The sequence below is a fragment of the Sphingomonas sp. Leaf25 genome (assembly GCF_001421635.1).
Taxonomy (GTDB): Bacteria; Pseudomonadota; Alphaproteobacteria; order Sphingomonadales; family Sphingomonadaceae; genus Sphingomonas.
In genome coordinates this window covers 45235-61129 of sequence record NZ_LMKU01000006.1, presented here as the reverse complement: position 1 = coordinate 61129, position 15895 = coordinate 45235, and the positions used below count along the sequence as shown (strand labels likewise).

Annotated in this window: 18 protein-coding genes; 10 read left to right on the top strand and 8 right to left on the bottom strand. The window is 67.5% G+C overall.

Translation table 11 applies throughout. The annotated features are described in order from the left end of the window. Nucleotides 1-18: 18 nt before the first annotated feature. A complete protein-coding gene (locus tag ASE78_RS03090; protein ID WP_055755357.1) occupies nucleotides 19-1155 on the bottom strand; it encodes a mechanosensitive ion channel family protein in 1137 nt (378 codons plus the stop codon). A gap of 10 nt (nucleotides 1156-1165) precedes the next feature. Beyond that, nucleotides 1166-2194, bottom strand: a complete 1029-nt coding sequence (locus tag ASE78_RS03085) for a DNA topoisomerase IB (protein WP_056493102.1) — start codon at nucleotides 2192-2194, stop codon at nucleotides 1166-1168. A gap of 112 nt (nucleotides 2195-2306) precedes the next feature. Here ASE78_RS03085 and ASE78_RS03080 point away from each other — a divergent pair, with 112 nt between their 5' ends. Both ASE78_RS03080 and ASE78_RS03075 read left to right on the top strand, forming a co-directional pair. Continuing rightward, on the top strand, nucleotides 2307-2861 hold the full coding sequence (locus ASE78_RS03080; RefSeq protein WP_056493090.1) for a type 1 glutamine amidotransferase domain-containing protein: 555 nt from the start codon (nucleotides 2307-2309) through the stop codon (nucleotides 2859-2861). 258 nt (nucleotides 2862-3119) lie between these two features. After that, nucleotides 3120-3683: a hypothetical protein gene (locus ASE78_RS03075; RefSeq protein ID WP_056493087.1), complete on the top strand. Its 564-nt coding sequence runs from the start codon at nucleotides 3120-3122 to the stop codon at nucleotides 3681-3683. Here ASE78_RS03075 and ASE78_RS03070 read toward each other — a convergent pair. The 4 genes from ASE78_RS03070 to ASE78_RS03060 all read right to left on the bottom strand — a co-directional run bounded on the left by ASE78_RS03070 (nucleotide 3661) and on the right by ASE78_RS03060 (nucleotide 7755). Continuing rightward, entirely contained in the window at nucleotides 3661-4734 is a 1074-nt protein-coding gene (locus ASE78_RS03070) for an acyltransferase family protein (protein WP_056493083.1), read from the bottom strand. The two genes, ASE78_RS03075 and ASE78_RS03070, sit on opposite strands and share 23 nt — an antisense overlap. After that, nucleotides 4731-6080 (bottom strand): DUF5935 domain-containing protein, encoded by a 1350-nt coding sequence (locus ASE78_RS03065; protein ID WP_056493077.1) that lies wholly within the window; start codon nucleotides 6078-6080, stop codon nucleotides 4731-4733. The genes ASE78_RS03070 and ASE78_RS03065 overlap by 4 nt, the downstream gene beginning before the upstream one ends. Then, nucleotides 6073-6213 carry a hypothetical protein gene (locus tag ASE78_RS19050; RefSeq protein WP_164490748.1) on the bottom strand — a complete coding sequence of 47 codons (141 nt, stop codon included), beginning with the start codon at nucleotides 6211-6213 and terminating at the stop codon, nucleotides 6073-6075. Before ASE78_RS19050 ends, ASE78_RS03065 begins: the two co-directional genes overlap by 8 nt. Before the next feature lie 399 nt (nucleotides 6214-6612). Continuing rightward, nucleotides 6613-7755, bottom strand: a complete 1143-nt coding sequence (locus ASE78_RS03060; protein WP_056493075.1) for a glycosyltransferase family 4 protein — start codon at nucleotides 7753-7755, stop codon at nucleotides 6613-6615. 88 nt (nucleotides 7756-7843) lie between these two features. Here ASE78_RS03060 and ASE78_RS03055 point away from each other — a divergent pair, with 88 nt between their 5' ends. The 6 genes from ASE78_RS03055 (at nucleotide 7844) to ASE78_RS03030 (ending at nucleotide 13174) form a co-directional block, all read left to right on the top strand. Further along, the gene (locus tag ASE78_RS03055) at nucleotides 7844-8056 is read left to right on the top strand and encodes a DUF2945 domain-containing protein (protein ID WP_055755363.1); all 213 of its coding nucleotides are present in this window, start codon (nucleotides 7844-7846) and stop codon (nucleotides 8054-8056) included. Between the two features lie 139 nt (nucleotides 8057-8195). Then, nucleotides 8196-8630, top strand: coding sequence for a hypothetical protein (locus tag ASE78_RS03050; RefSeq protein WP_056493073.1), 435 nt, complete (start codon nucleotides 8196-8198; stop codon nucleotides 8628-8630). A 63-nt stretch (nucleotides 8631-8693) separates the two neighbouring features. Continuing rightward, nucleotides 8694-10064 (top strand): DNA repair protein RadA, encoded by a 1371-nt coding sequence (radA, locus tag ASE78_RS03045; protein ID WP_056493070.1) that lies wholly within the window; start codon nucleotides 8694-8696, stop codon nucleotides 10062-10064. A gap of 169 nt (nucleotides 10065-10233) precedes the next feature. After that, on the top strand, nucleotides 10234-10755 hold the full coding sequence (locus ASE78_RS03040) for a CvpA family protein (protein WP_055755366.1): 522 nt from the start codon (nucleotides 10234-10236) through the stop codon (nucleotides 10753-10755). 191 nt (nucleotides 10756-10946) lie between these two features. Further along, entirely contained in the window at nucleotides 10947-11381 is a 435-nt protein-coding gene (locus ASE78_RS03035; protein WP_056493068.1) for an iron-sulfur cluster assembly scaffold protein, read from the top strand. Then, complete coding sequence (locus ASE78_RS03030; RefSeq protein WP_056493065.1) at nucleotides 11381-13174, top strand: cation:proton antiporter; 1794 nt, start codon at nucleotides 11381-11383, stop codon at nucleotides 13172-13174. The genes ASE78_RS03035 and ASE78_RS03030 overlap by 1 nt, the downstream gene beginning before the upstream one ends. A 47-nt stretch (nucleotides 13175-13221) precedes the next feature. On the opposite strand, the gene ASE78_RS03025 is transcribed toward ASE78_RS03030, so the two are convergent. Together ASE78_RS03025 and ASE78_RS03020 are read right to left on the bottom strand one after the other, a co-directional pair. After that, nucleotides 13222-14202 carry a GGDEF domain-containing protein gene (locus ASE78_RS03025; RefSeq protein WP_056493062.1) on the bottom strand — a complete coding sequence of 327 codons (981 nt, stop codon included), beginning with the start codon at nucleotides 14200-14202 and terminating at the stop codon, nucleotides 13222-13224. Between the two features lie 209 nt (nucleotides 14203-14411). Continuing rightward, on the bottom strand, nucleotides 14412-14969 hold the full coding sequence (locus tag ASE78_RS03020; RefSeq protein WP_156351263.1) for a hypothetical protein: 558 nt from the start codon (nucleotides 14967-14969) through the stop codon (nucleotides 14412-14414). Nucleotides 14970-15146: 177 nt separating this feature from the next. On the opposite strand from ASE78_RS03020, the gene ASE78_RS03015 reads away from it, so the two are divergent. Together ASE78_RS03015 and ASE78_RS03010 are read left to right on the top strand one after the other, a co-directional pair. Continuing rightward, nucleotides 15147-15509 (top strand): diacylglycerol kinase, encoded by a 363-nt coding sequence (locus ASE78_RS03015; RefSeq protein ID WP_056493055.1) that lies wholly within the window; start codon nucleotides 15147-15149, stop codon nucleotides 15507-15509. Then, nucleotides 15506-15841 carry a DUF423 domain-containing protein gene (locus ASE78_RS03010; RefSeq protein WP_056493052.1) on the top strand — a complete coding sequence of 112 codons (336 nt, stop codon included), beginning with the start codon at nucleotides 15506-15508 and terminating at the stop codon, nucleotides 15839-15841. Before ASE78_RS03015 ends, ASE78_RS03010 begins: the two co-directional genes overlap by 4 nt. The last annotated feature ends 54 nt before the right edge of the window (nucleotides 15842-15895 follow it).

The following is a 15895-nucleotide window of genomic DNA, read 5'->3' as shown; positions in this document are numbered from 1 at the left end:
TGGATAAGCCCGACATTCTCACCCCGGATCGACGATCCGCCCGTCCGCCGCCGCCGTCAGGTTCACCTGCGTCGGATAGGCGATCTCGATCCCCTCGGCGGCCAGCCGGCGCAGGATGGCGAGGCCCACCGCCGTCCGTCCGTCATAAAAGGCGGCATAGTCGGCGCCGGGCGAATCGAAGATCACCTCGAAGTCGAGGCTCGACGCGCCGAAGCCGGTGAAGCCGCAGCGCACGAACTTGCGATCATTGGCCTCCACGACCTCGCGCAGCATCGCGGGCAGGCGCGCGCAGGTGTCGGCCGGGGTCTGATAGGTCACGCCGATCGCGAACACCGCGCGACGATGCTCGCGCCGGCTGTTGTTGATAATTTCCTTGTCGAGCAGGTTCTTGTTGCTGATGATCCGCTCTTCGCCGGTGATCGAGCGGATGCGCGTGGATTTCAGGCCGATCTCCTGAATCGATCCGTCGGTCTTGTCATAGCTGACGTTGTCGCCGCGCCGGAACGGCCGGTCGAAGATGATCGACAGCGCGGCGAACAGATCGGCGAAGATGCCCTGCGCCGCCAGACCGATGGCGATGCCGCCGACGCCGAGGCCGGCGACGAGGCCGGTGACGTTCACCCCCAGATTGTCGAGAACCACGATCAGCGCGATCGCGAACAGCGCGAAGGTGACGAGCAGCCGGATCAGCCCCATCGCCGATGCCAGCGCCTCGCCATGATAATGGTCGCTGGCGGTGCGCCGCTCGACGACGCCGAGGATCACCTCGCGCGCCCACACCGCCGCCTGGAACACCGATGCGACAGTGAACAGGAATTCGATGGTGTTGGTCACGGCGGGCGGTGCGCTGGCATAGCCGTCGACTAGCTTGGCGGCGAGCGTGACCATGAAGAACAGGCTGGTGCGCGACACCGCCTTGCCGACGATCCCGCCCCAGCCGGCGCGATCGTTCCGGCACAGCCTCAACGCCCAGCGGCGCACCATCAGCAGCACCAGCACGATGCCGGCGCCGACGCCCAGCGCGATCAGCACCTGCAACCACGTGTCGGCGATCCAGCGCGCACTGTCCTGAAATAACAGCCGCGCCTGTGCCTGCGCGCGGTCGGCGTTGAACGCGCGCTCGACGGTCGCGGCGGGGGTGGCGGTATTGGTCATGGAAACCCTTTCACGCGGCGCGGGGCGCGGCGTCCTTCGCTTCGAGCAGCGCGATCAGCCCGCGCTCGTGCGCGGACAGGTGTTTGGCCGCGCGCGGCAGTGCCAGCGTGGTGCGGAACGCGGCCTGTCCGTCCTTCGCCAGATCGACCAGCAACGGGTGGACATAGGATTTGCGCGCGATGGCGGGCGTGTTGCCCAGCGCCTCGACGACGGGTTCGAGCATCGCCTTCAGGCTGATGTCCACCTCCGCCTGCGCCAGCGCTTGAAACGCCAGTACGCTCGCCCCCCAGGTACGGAAATGCTTGGCGGTGAAATCGCCGCCCATCGCTTCGCGGATATAGGCGTTCACGTCGCTCGACGTCACCGCATGCGCCTCGCCGTCGTCGTCGATCCAGCGGAACAGATGCTGCCCCGGCAGGTCCTGAACCTTGCGCACGAAGCTGGCGAGCGAGCGGTCGGTGATGGTCAGCACGCGCAGCTTGCCCGACTTGGCGCGATACTGGAGCTTGAGCTTGGTGCCCGAGAGATGTGCGTGGCGTTTGCGCAGCGTCGTCGCGCCGTAGCTCTTGTTCTCGCGCGCATAGCCTTCGTTGCCGACGCGCACCCGCCCCAGATCGAGCAGCCGCACCACCGCCGCCACCGCGCGTTCGCGGCTGAGCTTGCGCGCCTTCAGGTCGCGCTCGACCGCACGACGCAGGGCGGGCAGGGCATGGCCGAACGCGGCGCAGCGGTCGTATTTCGCCAGCTCGCGCGCCTCGCGGAAATCATTGTGATAGCGATATTGCTTGCGGCCCTTCTCGTCCCAGCCAATCGCCTGGATATGGCCGGCGGGGTCGGGGCAATACCATGCGTCGCGATAGGCGGGGGGCAGGCCGATCGCGTTCAACCGCTCGATTTCGCCCGTGTCGGTGATCCGCTTGCCGTCGGGGTCGCAATATTCCCATCCCTTGCCGCGCCGGCGGCGAGTGATGCCCGGCGTCTCGCAATCGGAGAAAACGCATCCCGGCGCACAATCGATCGGTTCGGCGCTCTCGGCCATCGGCGTTCCCGTTTCAGCTCGTCGGATCAATGTTCGGCTCGTCGCTTCGTTCCGGGAACCCCGCCCGGACCAGCCTGTTGAGAGGCGGACTTACCCCTACGGAGACTGCCCCATGGCCGACCTCACCAATGCCCGCGTGCTGATCCTCGCGACCGACGGGTTCGAGGAATCCGAACTGTTCGATCCGCGTCAGGCGCTGCTCGACGCCGGCGCGCAGGTGACGCTCGCATCGATCAAGACCGATCCGATCCAGGGCGTCGTCAACGACAGCGAGAAGGCGCGGACGATCACCCCCGACCTGACGCTCGACGACGTCGACACCGAACAGTTCGACATGCTCCTCCTGCCCGGCGGCGTCGGCAACCCCGACAAGCTGCGGATCGAGGAACGCGCGGTCGAGATCGTCAGCGAGTTTATGGACGACGACAAGATCGTCGCCGCGATCTGCCACGCGCCGTGGCTGCTGGTCGAGGCCGACGTGGTCGACGGCCGCCGCGTGACGAGCTGGCCCTCGGTGCGCACCGACCTCGAAAACGCCGGGGCCGATGTGGTTGACGAGGAAGTGGTGATTGACGACAACCTCATCACCAGCCGCAAGCCCGACGACATTCCTGCCTTTTCGAAGGCGATCCTCGAGGCATTGGCGAGCGAGCTGGCCGAGGCGTGAGGGCCCGGCGCGGCGGTTCGCCGCCGCGCCCGACCACCAGGGCCGATTGACATTCGGTTCGCTGACGCGGAACGACGGTTCCATTCCGTTTCGTCACTCCCGCGAAGGCGGGAGTCCATATGCGCCAGCGTCGCGACTCCAGCCGAAACGTCAGCGGTTATGGATTCCCGCCTTCGCGGGAATGACCAAAATCCACGATTGTCCCTCAATGTCGAACGGTCCTAGTGCCGGCGTGTCGTCGGCGCTACGCTCCGGCGCATGCGCGATATGAAGACCGAGGCGGCGTTCCAGTCCTATCTCTTCCCCGGCGAACGAATCCGCTGGTCGGGTCGCCCCAAACAGGGGATCGCATTCGGTGAGAGGGACATTTTCCTGGTCCCGTTCTCGCTGCTATGGGGCGGGTTCGCGATCTTCTGGAACGTGATGGTATGGTCCGAACCGTTCGGCGGCGGTGATGGCGCGCCGCCGTTGTTCTTCCGGCTGTGGGGACTGCCGTTCCTGATTGTCGGCCTGTATTTGATCGCCGGCCGGTTCGTACACGACGCATGGCTGCGCAAGTCGCTGCGCTATGCCGTGTCCGACCAGCGCATTCTGATCCTGCGCAACCGCAAGTTCAGCTCGTTTGACATCGAACGGCTGCCACGCCTCGATCTCACCGAACACCGCGATGGGACGGGGACGATCGATTTCGGCCCTGCCAACATCTTCAGTGCCATGAACGGCATGGACTGGTGGGTTCCGGCGCTGAACCGCTCGGGGCAGTTCTTCCGCATCGCCGCCCCGCGCGAGGTCTATCGCCTCATTCGTGAACCGTGCGCCTGACCGGCACTCGCCCCAGCCCATTGACCCAGCGCTGCGCCGGCCGCTCGACGAAGCGGTAGAGCAGCCCCGACGCCACCACGACTGCCCCGAAATACGCCACCACCACGCCCCATGGCGCGGCGGCGGCATCGTTCACGAACAACAGCTTGAACACGAACCACATCGGGTAATGCGCCAGATAGGTCGCATAGCTGACCTCGCCCAGCCAATGCACCCAGCGCCCCTCCAGCATATTGCCCGGCCGCCCGGCGGTCAGCGCCAGCGCGAGGAGCAGCGCGGCGAAGCCCGCCGGCACCGCCACGCTCTCGCGCAGCCAGCCGAGGACCAACGCCACCAGCGCACCGCTTGCGACCAGCATCGCCACCACCGCCACTCCGCGCACGCCCCGCCACCGCTGCCACAATGCGGCGACCATCGCCCCCGCGCCGAACTCGCAGACGCAGCGCAGCACGCCGAACCGCCCGACGTCGCCGCCCAACCCGTTCTCGCCGTTCGCGGCCAGCACGACCGCCAGCACCGCCAGCATCGAAACGATCCCGCCGATCAGCGCCACCACCGGCCATCGCCGCCAGTCGACCATCACCGCCGCCACCGGAAACAGCAGATACGCCGCGAACTCCGCCGAGATCGACCACGCCGGATCGTTCCAAGCCAGCGTATGGCCGCCGCCCCAGCTCTGTACCAGCACGACATGCAGCGGCAGCGCCTCCCACGGAAACTGGTCCGCCACCGCGCGCCCGCTGAGCGCCAGCACGCCCGCCACCGCCACCGTTCCCACCAGCACGAACCAGTGTAGCGGCACGACCCGCGCCATCCGCTTGCGCAGGAACGGTCCCGCCGCCCGCCACCCCTCGGCGGCGAAGCGCGGGGCCCATGCCAGCGCGATGACGAAGCCCGACAGCAGAAAGAAGAAATCGACCGCGAGATAGCCCTTGTCGAGCACCGCCATCACCGGGGCCGGCACGCCGACCAGCGAATGGCGCAGGTGAAAGAACACCACCAACCACGCCGCGATCCCGCGCGCGCCGGTCAGCGCCTTCAACTCGCTCATGCCGGGACACGCGCCCGTCGCTGGATCGGCCGCCACGCGCCCTCTGCCCGCTTCCTCGCCAGATAGGTGTCGAGCCCGATCTGCGCGCCGATCAGCATGAACACGAACGGCTGGAACGCGATCGCGATGAAATTCGCGCCGAACAGATAGACGATATGCCCGTTCTGCAACGCCCCCGCCAGCGGTGCGATCCACCCCTCGCCGTCGCCGGGCTTCGCATAGCGCCGCCGCAGCACCTCCATGCGGAACAGCCCGCCAAGGTTGATCGACAGCCACAACAGCAACCCCGGCCAGCCCTGTTCGCCCAGCATCTCGAAATACGCGCTGTGGTACGCACGGCCCTTGTCGACCTCAAGGTCGCGGCGGACCGTCTGGTTGTTGCCCTGTCCGGTCACGGCGACCTTGTCATAGCGGATCTGGTTCTGGCGATACGCCTCGAACCCGCCGCCGAACGGGTGGTCCTTCACATAGTCGAGCGTCCACATCCACACCGCGATCCGCGTCGATGCCGACGCATCCGACTGATAGGTGCCGATCGTCTCCATCCGCTGCGTGAACGCGCTGGGCAGGAACGGCACCGCCATCACCGCCGCCGCGCCCGCCGCCATCAGATAGGTCAGCCGCCGCTTCACATCGCGCAGCATCAGCACGCCAAGCAGCCCGATGCACAGCAACCCCGTCCGGGTCGATGTGCCGACCGGGATCAGCAGGCATGAAAACACCAGTGCATAGCAGAATGCCCGCACCCGCCAGTCGGGGACATAGATCGTGCCGTATTTGCTGAACCACAGGATCAGCGGGATGATCGCGATCGCGACCGTGGAGATCGTCGACCCTTCGTACAGCCCGGCGTTGTTCGACACCATCAGGTTCAGTTCGCCGTATCCGCCGCCCGATCCCAGCGTCTTGATGCCGCCGACGATGATGATCGATGCGGCGGAGAGCACCATGAACAGCAGCAGCGATTCGATCCGCAACTTGGTGCGCAGCGTCAGCGGCAGGAAGATCGCGAAGGCCAGCGCCTTCCACACCCATTCCCATTTGAACTGCGCGTCGACCGGAAAATCGGCACCCTTGGTGGTCCACAGGCAATAGAGCAGCAGCGCCAGCATCAATCCCTGCCGCGGGGCGATGCGCGTATCGCGCTTGTCGTCGACCACCGCCCACGCCCCGATCGCGCACGCGGCGGCGATCAGCGAAATCTGGATCGAGTTGAGCAGCATGTACGTCAGCCGCTGCGGCGCGACGATGTCGATATAGACATAGGTCAGCACGAACACGAACGGCCGGCGAAACCCCATGCCGAACAGCGCGACCAGAAACGCGATGAACGCAAGGTCACGCACCGAAGCGGTCTTTCTTCCTGCGCTGCATCGACTCGACCTCACCCTCGCGGTCAAGGTCGTCGCGGCGCAGCAGCCGCCACACCGCATACAGCATCAGCACATGGGTAAGGCCCAGCGAGAAATTGTCGATCATCGGCCAGACCCTTCGCGTGTCGCGCCAGCCTTAGGCGACGGGGATTGATGCGACGTTAAGGGCGGGGGGGCGGCCCGTCACCCCCGGCCTTCCAGTCATCCCGGCGAAGGCCGGGATCCATGGTCACGAACCGCATCTAGAGAATCGCACAGGCCCGTATCCGTGGATTCCGGCCTGCGCCGGAATGACGAACCAGGCGGGCAACCTTGGAGCAGATCGACATTCAGCCGATTGCTAGGCTTTTTCGTCGTTCCCGCGCAGGCGGGCACCCATAGATGCAACGGGCCTGATTCGATCACCGGCGTCGGCGTGTATGGATTCCCGCCTGCGCGGGAACGACGCGGGGGGGGGGAGGGCAAGTTCCTCCTGCTGAAACGGAATGTCGACCCCGTCCGGCCACTACCCCCGAACGATCCCCAGATACGCATCGAGCACCGCCTGATTGGCGCGGTCCCATTGATAGCCCCCGGCATCCTCATGGCCCGCGATCCCCATCTGCCACCGCAGCGACGCATCCTCGCACAACCGCGCGATCGCGTCGGCATAGGCGGGCACGTCGCGCGGCGGCACCAGAAATCCGGTGCGGCGATCGTCGACCAGCCCCACCGCACCGGATGCGCGCGCCGCGACGACCGGCACGCCCGCCGCCATCGCCTCGAGCGTGACGTTGCCGAACGTCTCAGTGATCGACGGGTTGAAGAACACATCCATCGACGCGACCGCCCGGCCCAGATCGTCCCCCGAGCGGAAGCCGGCGAACACCGCATGCGGCACCGCCTGCGCGAACCAGTCGCGCGCCGGGCCTTCGCCGATCACGAGGATGCGGTGCTTGACCCCGCGCCGCTGCAATTCCTTGGCGACCTCGGAAAAAATGTCGAGACCCTTCTCCAGCACCAGCCGCCCGAGGAAGCTGACCGCGACCTCGTCGTCACCGATCCCCAGCGACCGCCGCCAGTCGAGATCGCGCATCGCCGGGTGGAACCGCGCATGGTTCACCCCGCGCGACCAGATGCCGATCGGCGAGGTGACTCCCCAGTCGCGCAGCAGCTCGGCCATACCGCGCCCGGGCACCATCACCTGATCGGCGCGGTTGTAAAACCGCTTCGACAACGCCACCGCCAGCGGTTCGAGAAAGCCGATCTTGTAATATTGCGGATACGTCTCGAACCGGGTGTGGAGCGAGGCGAGGGTCGCGACACCCTTGTCGCGCGCCCAGCTCAAGGCGCGGTGGCCGAGGATGTCGGGCGCGGCGACATGGACGATGTTGGGCGCGAACGCCTCCAGATCGGCGCGGACCCGGCGCGGCAGCCCGCGCGCCAGCTTGTATTCGCCGCGCCCGCCCGGCATGCCGAACGCGGGCACGCTCACCAGATCGCCGGTCGGCGGGAAGGCGGGCTTGTCGATGGTCGGCGAATAGACGCGCAACGCGACGCCGCGATCGAGCAGATGGGCTGCTAGCAGGTTCAGCGCCTGGTTCGCGCCGTCGCGGACGTAATTATAGTTTCCGCTGAACATCGCGACGCGCAGGTGGGAAGGCTTCATCGCCGCCGCATAGCGCCGGAACGCAGCGCACGCTACCGGAACGCTTGCGGCCGCTGCCGGTTGACCCCGCCGACAACAGGAGCGGGCAATGAGCGACAGCTATAAAAAGGGTGCGACGGTCGAATGGTCGTGGGGCAACGGCACCGCGACCGGCAAGGTCGAGGAACGTTTCGAACGCCGCGTCCAGCGCACGATCAAGGGATCGAAGATCACCAAGAACGGCACCAAGGACAACCCCGCCTATCTGATCGAGCAGGACGATGGCGCCAAGGTCCTGAAACGCGGCAGCGAACTGAACTGACGCCTTCTCCCCCTCTCCTCCAGGGGAGGGGCCGGGGGAGGGGAAGTCGACCCAAGCCCCCCGATCCCGCCAGCCACCCTTGCACCACCCCCACCGCACGCTATCCTCGCCGATACGGCAACGGGGACAGGGCAGGGTGATGCGCGACGAACCTTCGGCGGACCGGGCGCTGCCCGATCCGAAATTCGCCTATGATTATTTCAAGAGCATGGCCTCGGTCAGCGTGGCGACACTGGGCGGCATCCTGACGCTGGGCGAGGCGGTGTTCGGAACCCGCATCTCGCCGCTGCAAATGGGGCTGGCCGCGTTGCCGGTCGCGATCTCGGGCATGCTGGCGCTCCAGGGCAAGACCGACACCATGCAATATTGTCAGGGGATCAAGCCGCCGCTCGACAGCTCGCGGCTCGCGCTTCGGCTGGTGCCGTCGTTCTACGGGCTGGGCGTCGGCATCTTCCTTGCCTTCCTCACCCTGTCCTATGTCGCGCCCGATGTCGCCGCACGGCTGGGCGCGCGCCCGATCAAGGTGCATGCCACCGGCAACCCCGAAGGCCCGGTCGCCGAACCGCGCCGCTGAACCTTGCAGCTCGCGCGGGGGTGGCGTATTCCCCTTTCGTTCCCCATCTGCTAGGCCCGGCCGATGGCAAAACCCCAGAAGCGCTACGTCTGCCAGCAATGCGGATCGGTCACGTCGAAATGGGCGGGGCAATGCGCCGATTGCGGCGAATGGAACACGCTGGTCGAAGATGCCGGCGCGGTCGTTACCCCGTTCTCGGCGCGGCACAACCTGCAAAGCGGCGGGCGCGCGATCCTGCTCTCCGGCCTCGACACCGACATCGCGCTGCCCGACCGCCTCACCACCGGCATCGCCGAACTCGACCGCGCGCTGGGCGGCGGCTTCGTCGAGGGATCGGCGACGCTGATCGGCGGCGATCCCGGTATCGGCAAGTCGACGCTGCTGCTGCAGGCCGCCGCGAAGCTCGCGCTGGCGGGCAAGGGCGTCGCCTATGTCTCGGGCGAGGAGGCGGCCGATCAGGTGCGGCTGCGCGCGCGTCGCCTGGGCCTCGGCAATGCGCCGGTGCAACTGGCGGCGGCGACGTCGGTGCGCGACATATTGACGACGTTCGGCGGCGGCGCCGCGCCCGCCCTGCTCATCATCGATTCGATCCAGACGATGCACAGCGACCTGATCGAAGGCGCACCGGGCACCGTCAGCCAGGTCCGCGCCTCGTCGGGCGAGCTGATCCGCTTCGCCAAGGAACGCGGCACCGCCGTCGTGCTGGTCGGCCATGTCACCAAGGACGGATCGATCGCAGGCCCGCGTGTCCTCGAACACATGGTCGATACCGTGCTGGCGTTCGAGGGCGAGCGCAGCCATCAGTATCGCATCCTGCGCGCGGTCAAGAACCGCTTCGGCGGCACCGACGAGATCGGCGTGTTCGCGATGGAGAGCGAGGGCCTGTCGGAAATCCCCAACCCGTCCTCGCTGTTCCTCACCTCGCGCGACGAGAATGTGACGGGCACCGTCGTGTTCCCCGCGCTGGAGGGCACCCGCCCGGTGCTGGTCGAGGTGCAGGCGCTGACCGTCCGGCTGGCGTCGGGCGCGACGCCGCGTCGCGCGGTCGTCGGCTGGGATTCGGGGCGGCTCGCGATGATCCTCGCGGTGCTGGAGGCGCGCTGCGGCCTCGCCTTCGCCACGGCCGAAGTCTATCTCAACATCGCCGGCGGCTACCGCGTGACCGATCCCGCCGCCGATCTGGCGGTGGCGGCGGCGCTCGTCTCGGCGCTGTCCGAACGGCCGCTGCCCGCCGACGCGATCGTGTTCGGCGAGATCGCGCTGTCGGGCGAGGTCCGCCCGGTCGCCCACGGCGCGCTGCGGTTGAAGGAAGCCGGCAAACTGGGCTTCGGCCGCGCCCTCGTCCCCGCCGCGCAGACGGCGGAGGGCGGCGCGCTCAAGCTGTCGAGCTTCAAGGACCTGCCGAGGTTCGTCGATCATATGCTGGGGCGCTGAGCCGTTCGTCACCCCCGCGAAGGCGGGGGTCCATATACGCAATGTTCGCGACTATTGCCCGGACGTCAGCGTCTATGGATTCCCGCCTGCGCGGGAATGACGAAGTCTCCGGCATCGCCCGACCCCGCCAACCTCGACATTCCCCGCCGCCCGCGCCATACCCCCACGCATGGCGCTCACCTCGCTCGACATCGCGGTCATCCTCACGGTCGGCGGGGCGGCGGTCCTCGGGTTCCTGCGCGGCTTCGTCACCGAAGTCCTCTCGCTCGCCGCATGGGTGCTGGTGGTGATCGCGCTCAAGCTGTTCCACACCCCCGTCGCCGCAGCGCTGGCCGGACCCACCGGCACCGCCGGGGGCGCGGCGACGCTGGCCTTCGCGCTCATCAGCGGGGTCGGCTATTTCGGCGGTCGCCTCGTCGCCAATGCGGTCGGCAGCCGTACCCGCGCCTCGGTCTTGGGGCCGCTCGACCGGGCGCTGGGCTTCGGCTTCGGCGCGCTGAAAGGGCTGATCCTCGCCAGCCTCGCCTTCCTGCTGCTGCTCCTCGCCGCCGATTTCGTCGGTGGCGGCCCGACCGGCCGCCCGGCATGGATCAAACAGGCGCGGACCTATCCGCTGCTCAACGCCACCAGCGCCAGTGTCGCCGATTTCGTCGACCGGCGGCGTAAGGGCGAACCGGTGTTCGGCGAGTAGCCACCGCCCTAAACCGTCGCTCCAGCGAAGGCTGGAGTCTCCCTCGGCTCCTGCTGCGCGCTACAACCGGGAGATTCCAGCCTTCGCTGGAATGACGTCCGTCTCGGCGGAGCGGGACCGGACCCGTCGCGGGCTTCCGACTGGACTTTAACGACTCGCCACCGTCCCTTGCCTCCCCTACATCCCTGTGCGTGACCGCACTCTACAACACCGAAATCCTCCGCCTCGCCGCCGATACGGCGCGTAGCGTCCGTCTGGCCGAACCGCATGCCTCGGTCGAGAAACGCTCGCCCGTCTGCGGCAGCCGCGTGACCGTCGACATCGCGCTCGGCCCCGACGATCGCGTGGCTGAGGTCGGCATGCTGGTGCGTGCCTGCGCGCTGGGGCAGGCCTCCTCGGCCCTCCTCGCGCAGCACATCGTCGGCCGCAGCCCACGGGAGCTGGCGGACGCCCGCGACGCGCTCACCGCATGGCTGGCCGGGGAGGGCGCCGCGCCCGACTGGCCCGGGCTGACCCTGTTCGAACCCGCCCGCCCGCACAGCGCGCGCCACGCCTCGATCCGCCTCGCCTTCGAAGCCGCCGCGCAGGCCGCAGAGCAAGCCGCCAGCCACCGGGCGGCGGCATAATGGAGGAGCACGGCACCGCCTCGCTGCTCCATGATTTCGCCCCGCTGCTCGGCGCGGCGCTGGTGTTCGTGCTGATCTTCCGCAAGCTGGGGCTGGGCGCCACGCTCGGCTATCTCGTCGCCGGATCGGTGGTGGGGCCGCAGGTGCTGGGCATCGTCGGCGATGCGGAGGCCAAGCTCGGCATCGCCGAACTCGGCATCACCCTACTGCTGTTCCTAGTCGGCCTCGAACTCTCGCCCTCTCGCCTGTGGCGGATGAAGCAGGACATCTTCGGCCTCGGGCTGATGCAGGTCGCGCTGTGCGGGGTCGCGCTGATCGGGGTCGTGTGGTTCGGCACGCGCTTTACCTGGGGCGCGGTGATCGCGCTCGCGCTGCCGCTGGCGCTGTCGTCGACCGCGCAGGTGCTGCCGATGCTACAATCCGCCGGCCGCATGAAGACCCCGTTCGGCGAGCGCGCCTTCGCGATCCTGTTGTTTCAGGATCTGTCGATCGTGCCGCTCATCACCATCACCGCCGCGCTGTCGCGCAATCCGGCCGATGCCGGCGGCCCGCCGGGCTGGCAACTGGGGCTGTGGACGCTGGGCGCGGTCGCCGGCCTCATCCTCGCCGGGCGCTTCCTGCTGCGGCCGATGTTCCGCCTGATCGGCAACATGGGCGAACGCGAGATGTTCGTCTTCGCCGGCCTGTTCACCGTCATCGCCAGCGCCGCGCTGATGCAGGCGCTGGGCCTGTCGACCGCCCTGGGTGCGTTCATCGCCGGCGTGATGCTCGCCGACAGCCCGTATCGCCACGAACTGGAGGCCGATGTCGAGCCGTTCCGCTCGATCCTGCTCGGGCTCTTCTTCCTCGCGGTGGGCATGATGCTCGATCTGGGCGCGATCGCCGAGCATCCGGTGCTGGTCGTCGGCATGGCGCTGGCGCTGATCGCGACCAAGGGGCTGGTGATCTTCGGCATCGGCCGCCTGTTCGGCATGCCGTGGCGCGGCGCGCTGGCGCTGGGCCTGCTGCTCAGCCAGGGCGGCGAATTCGGCTTCGTCCTGTTCGCGCAGGCGCAGAACGCGCTGCTGATTGCGCCCGAGGCGGCGAGCGTGTTCGGCGCGATCGTCACCCTGTCGATGGCGACCACCCCGTTCCTGATGATGGCCACCCGCCGCTTCCGCGCCGAACCCGAAAAGCGCGAGGGCGGCACCCCCGAAGGCCCGCGCCACGACGGCGCCAGCGCGGTCGTTGTCGGCTATGGCCGCTTCGGCCAGACCGTGGCGCAGATGCTGCTGGCGCAGGGGATCAGCGTCACCGTGATCGACCGCGACGTCGAGATGATCGAGATCGCCGGCAGCTTCGGCATGAAGGTCTATTATGGCGACGGCACCCGTATCGATCTGCTGCGGCTGGCGGGTGCGCAGGATGCCGAACTGCTGCTGTTCTGCACCGACGGCGATCCGCTGGAGACAGAAGCGATCGAGGCGATCCATCAGGCGTTCCCCAACCCCGGCATCTTCGTGCGTGCGTTCGATCGCCGCGCGGTGGTGAAGCTGGCGGGCGCGCCGATCGAAGGGGTGTTCCGCGAGGTGCTCGATTCGGCGGTGTCGATGGCCCGCGCCGCGATGGTCTGCGTCGGCGTCGACGATGGCGAGATCGACCGCACCGAGGACCTGTATCGCAAGACCGACGCCAAACGCCTGTTCCAGCAGAGCGAAACCGGCGACCTGCGCACCGGCCGCGAGATGATCTTCACCAACGCCCGCGTCACCGCGGCGGCGGGCACGGTGCCGGACGACGCCGGGACGGGGTGAGGGGGCAGGAACGGCACGACAGTGCCGTGGTCCGGCCCGAAACCGCGCTACCCGGTGTCGCGGTGTCCCGAACCGACGATCCGTCTCGCCTCGTCGGACCGTATGTCCGCCGTCCCGAAATAGATCCTGTCACGGCCGCTCGTCTTGGCAAGGTAGAGGCTGGCGTCGGCGCGGATGAAGACCGCCTCTTCGGTATCCCCCGGCGAGATATGGGTAAGCCCGCCCGAGATCGTCACCGTGAGGCCGGGGTATCGGGCAGCGGCGTCCATGCCGCCGATGGCCACGCGCAGCCGCGCCAGCGTTGATCTGACCTCATCGAACGGCTGGCTGGCGAACAGGATCAGGAATTCCTCCCCGCCGACGCGCCCGAATGATTCCTTCAGATGGACGGTCCTGCGCGCCGTTTGCGCGATGCCGGTCAGCACCTCGTCGCCACCGTGATGGCCATAGGTGTCGTTGATCTTCTTGAAATGATCGATGTCCACCAGACAGGCCCAGCCATCGCCCCCCTCGGCAAGCAGCTCCTTCAGCTTGCCGAAGATATGGCGACGGTTGGAAACGCCGCTCAGTTCGTCGGTAAAGGACTGACGGAACAGTTGCTCGTTTGCCAGCCGCAGCTTCCGCTCGGACACGTTGAGCGACGTGATGTCCGTACCGACATAGACGATCCAGCCGTCGTCCCGTCTGGTTTCGGTCACCCAGATGAACCGACCGTCCTGGAGGTCGCTTTCATAGGTGCGCTGCCGGGATTTGCCCCGGCGCGACCGCACCGACGAAATCCAGTTTTCGATATTGGCGGTTTCGATGATGGTGCCGCGACCGGCCGCGTGATTGCGGCGCATCAGGGCTTGCCAGTCGACGTCTTCTCCCGCCTCCACGAAATACGCCGCGCGAAAGGCCGCGTTGCTGTAGCGCAATACCTCGTGCTGGTCGTAGACGCCGATCAACGCGATCGACTGGTCGAGCAGCGCCGCGACATCGACCGGCAGGTCCCGCAGGACGGGTGTCTCGTTTCCGGCCTGTCTCATTCCCATGCCCCGTGCGGTCAACAAGGGTCTGGCACGTAGGTGGCAAAGGTGAAAAAATGGCTGCGCAATCGATGTGATTTCCAGATCGGAATTCTTGCCGCGCTGGTCAGAACGGCCGGGCCGCCGTCACCGTCCGCGGATCACGGGAGCCTCGATCCCCGCACCGTCCGTTTGCCCGGTTGCGACCGTCACCTCATGGTGTCGTGCGATCATCTGGCGGGTTGGAAGATGGCGGTAGCCAGCACCTGAACCTTGTCCAGTCGCTGCTGCGCTTGCGCCGCGCGACTGATGGTGATCGACAAATCCGGGTCCTGCCGGTTGCGGAACGTCGTTGTCGCCATGCCGTCCCGCGAACTGTTGTTTATTGGCTCCCAGCGGGTGTCGAACCCGGGCGACGCGAGAACGCTCTGAACGCTGGGTTGAAGATCGGTGCCGCCGCCACCGGTAATGTGGCAGATCGGGAGTTGGTCCGAAACCACGAGAACATAGCCGGACGTCGGACTTGAATCGATCCGCCAATAGTGGTTCGCCTTGCGCATTCGCTCCGGCGGCAGGTTGACCTCGTCGACCTTGTCGACCGAACGCATCTGTTCGCCAAGACCGACGGCCTTGATGAAGGCGTCCGTGCCATCCACCCAGCTCGCCGGATTCAGCAACCATTCCTCACACCCTCGCAGCGCCCCGTCGAAACCGCGTTCAAGCTTTGGCTCGGCCTGAACAGGCGGAGCGGCCATGAGGGCGAGGAAAGCGGGCAAGGCGTAGCGCATGGCGCGACACTATCCTTGCAGAACACCGCCTGCCATCATTTCCAGCCGTTCGCTGAACGACAGCCGGCCAAAGCCGGTATCGCCGATCGCCGGCCGGTGGCAGGATCACCATCGGATTGATTCCCCCGCCATCGGAACACCGTCCATGCCCATCCTCCTGCCGCCCGACCGCATTTCATGAAAGGCCGCCCGTTCCGCGAACGCCTTGGCTTCGCGCTGAGCGGCCTGCGCGCCGCATGGGCGCGCGAGGCGAGCTTTCGCACCCATCTCGGCTTCGCTGCCGCCGTGCTGATCGCGCTCCTCGCCTTGCGCCCCGCCCCCGTCTGGTGGGCGCTGGTCGCGATCACCGTCGCGCTGGTGCTGGCGCTCGAACTGCTCAACGGCGCGATCGAGGGGGTGATCGACCGGCTCCACCCCGATCATCACCGCGAGATCGGTATCGCTAAGGACATGCTGGCCGGCGCGGTCCTTGTCGCGGCGCTTGCCGCGCTGGGGGTCGCCGGGGCAATGGTGGTGGACACGCTGGAGATTTTTCGATGAACGTCCTGCTTCTCGCCGCCGCGCTGTCGGGGGCGATGGCCGTCGCCGCCGGGGCGTTCGGCGCGCATGGTGCCTCGGGCGCGGCGGCCGACTGGCTGCGCACCGGCGGCCAATATCAACTGGTCCATGCCGTCGCCGCGCTGGTCGCGCTGCAGATGGGCGCGCGCGGGCCGGGCTGGCTGTTCGTCGTGGGCGGGCTGTTCTTCGGCGGGTCGCTCTATGCGATGGCGCTGGGCGGGCCGCGCGGGGTGCTGGGGCCGGTCACGCCGCTCGGCGGGCTGTTGCTGATCGGCGGCTGGCTCTGGCTGGCGGCCCACGCGGTCCGCCGCTGAACCGCTGTCCTACAATATGGCCGCCGGGGTAGGGTGGGGCCGCTCTTTTGATTC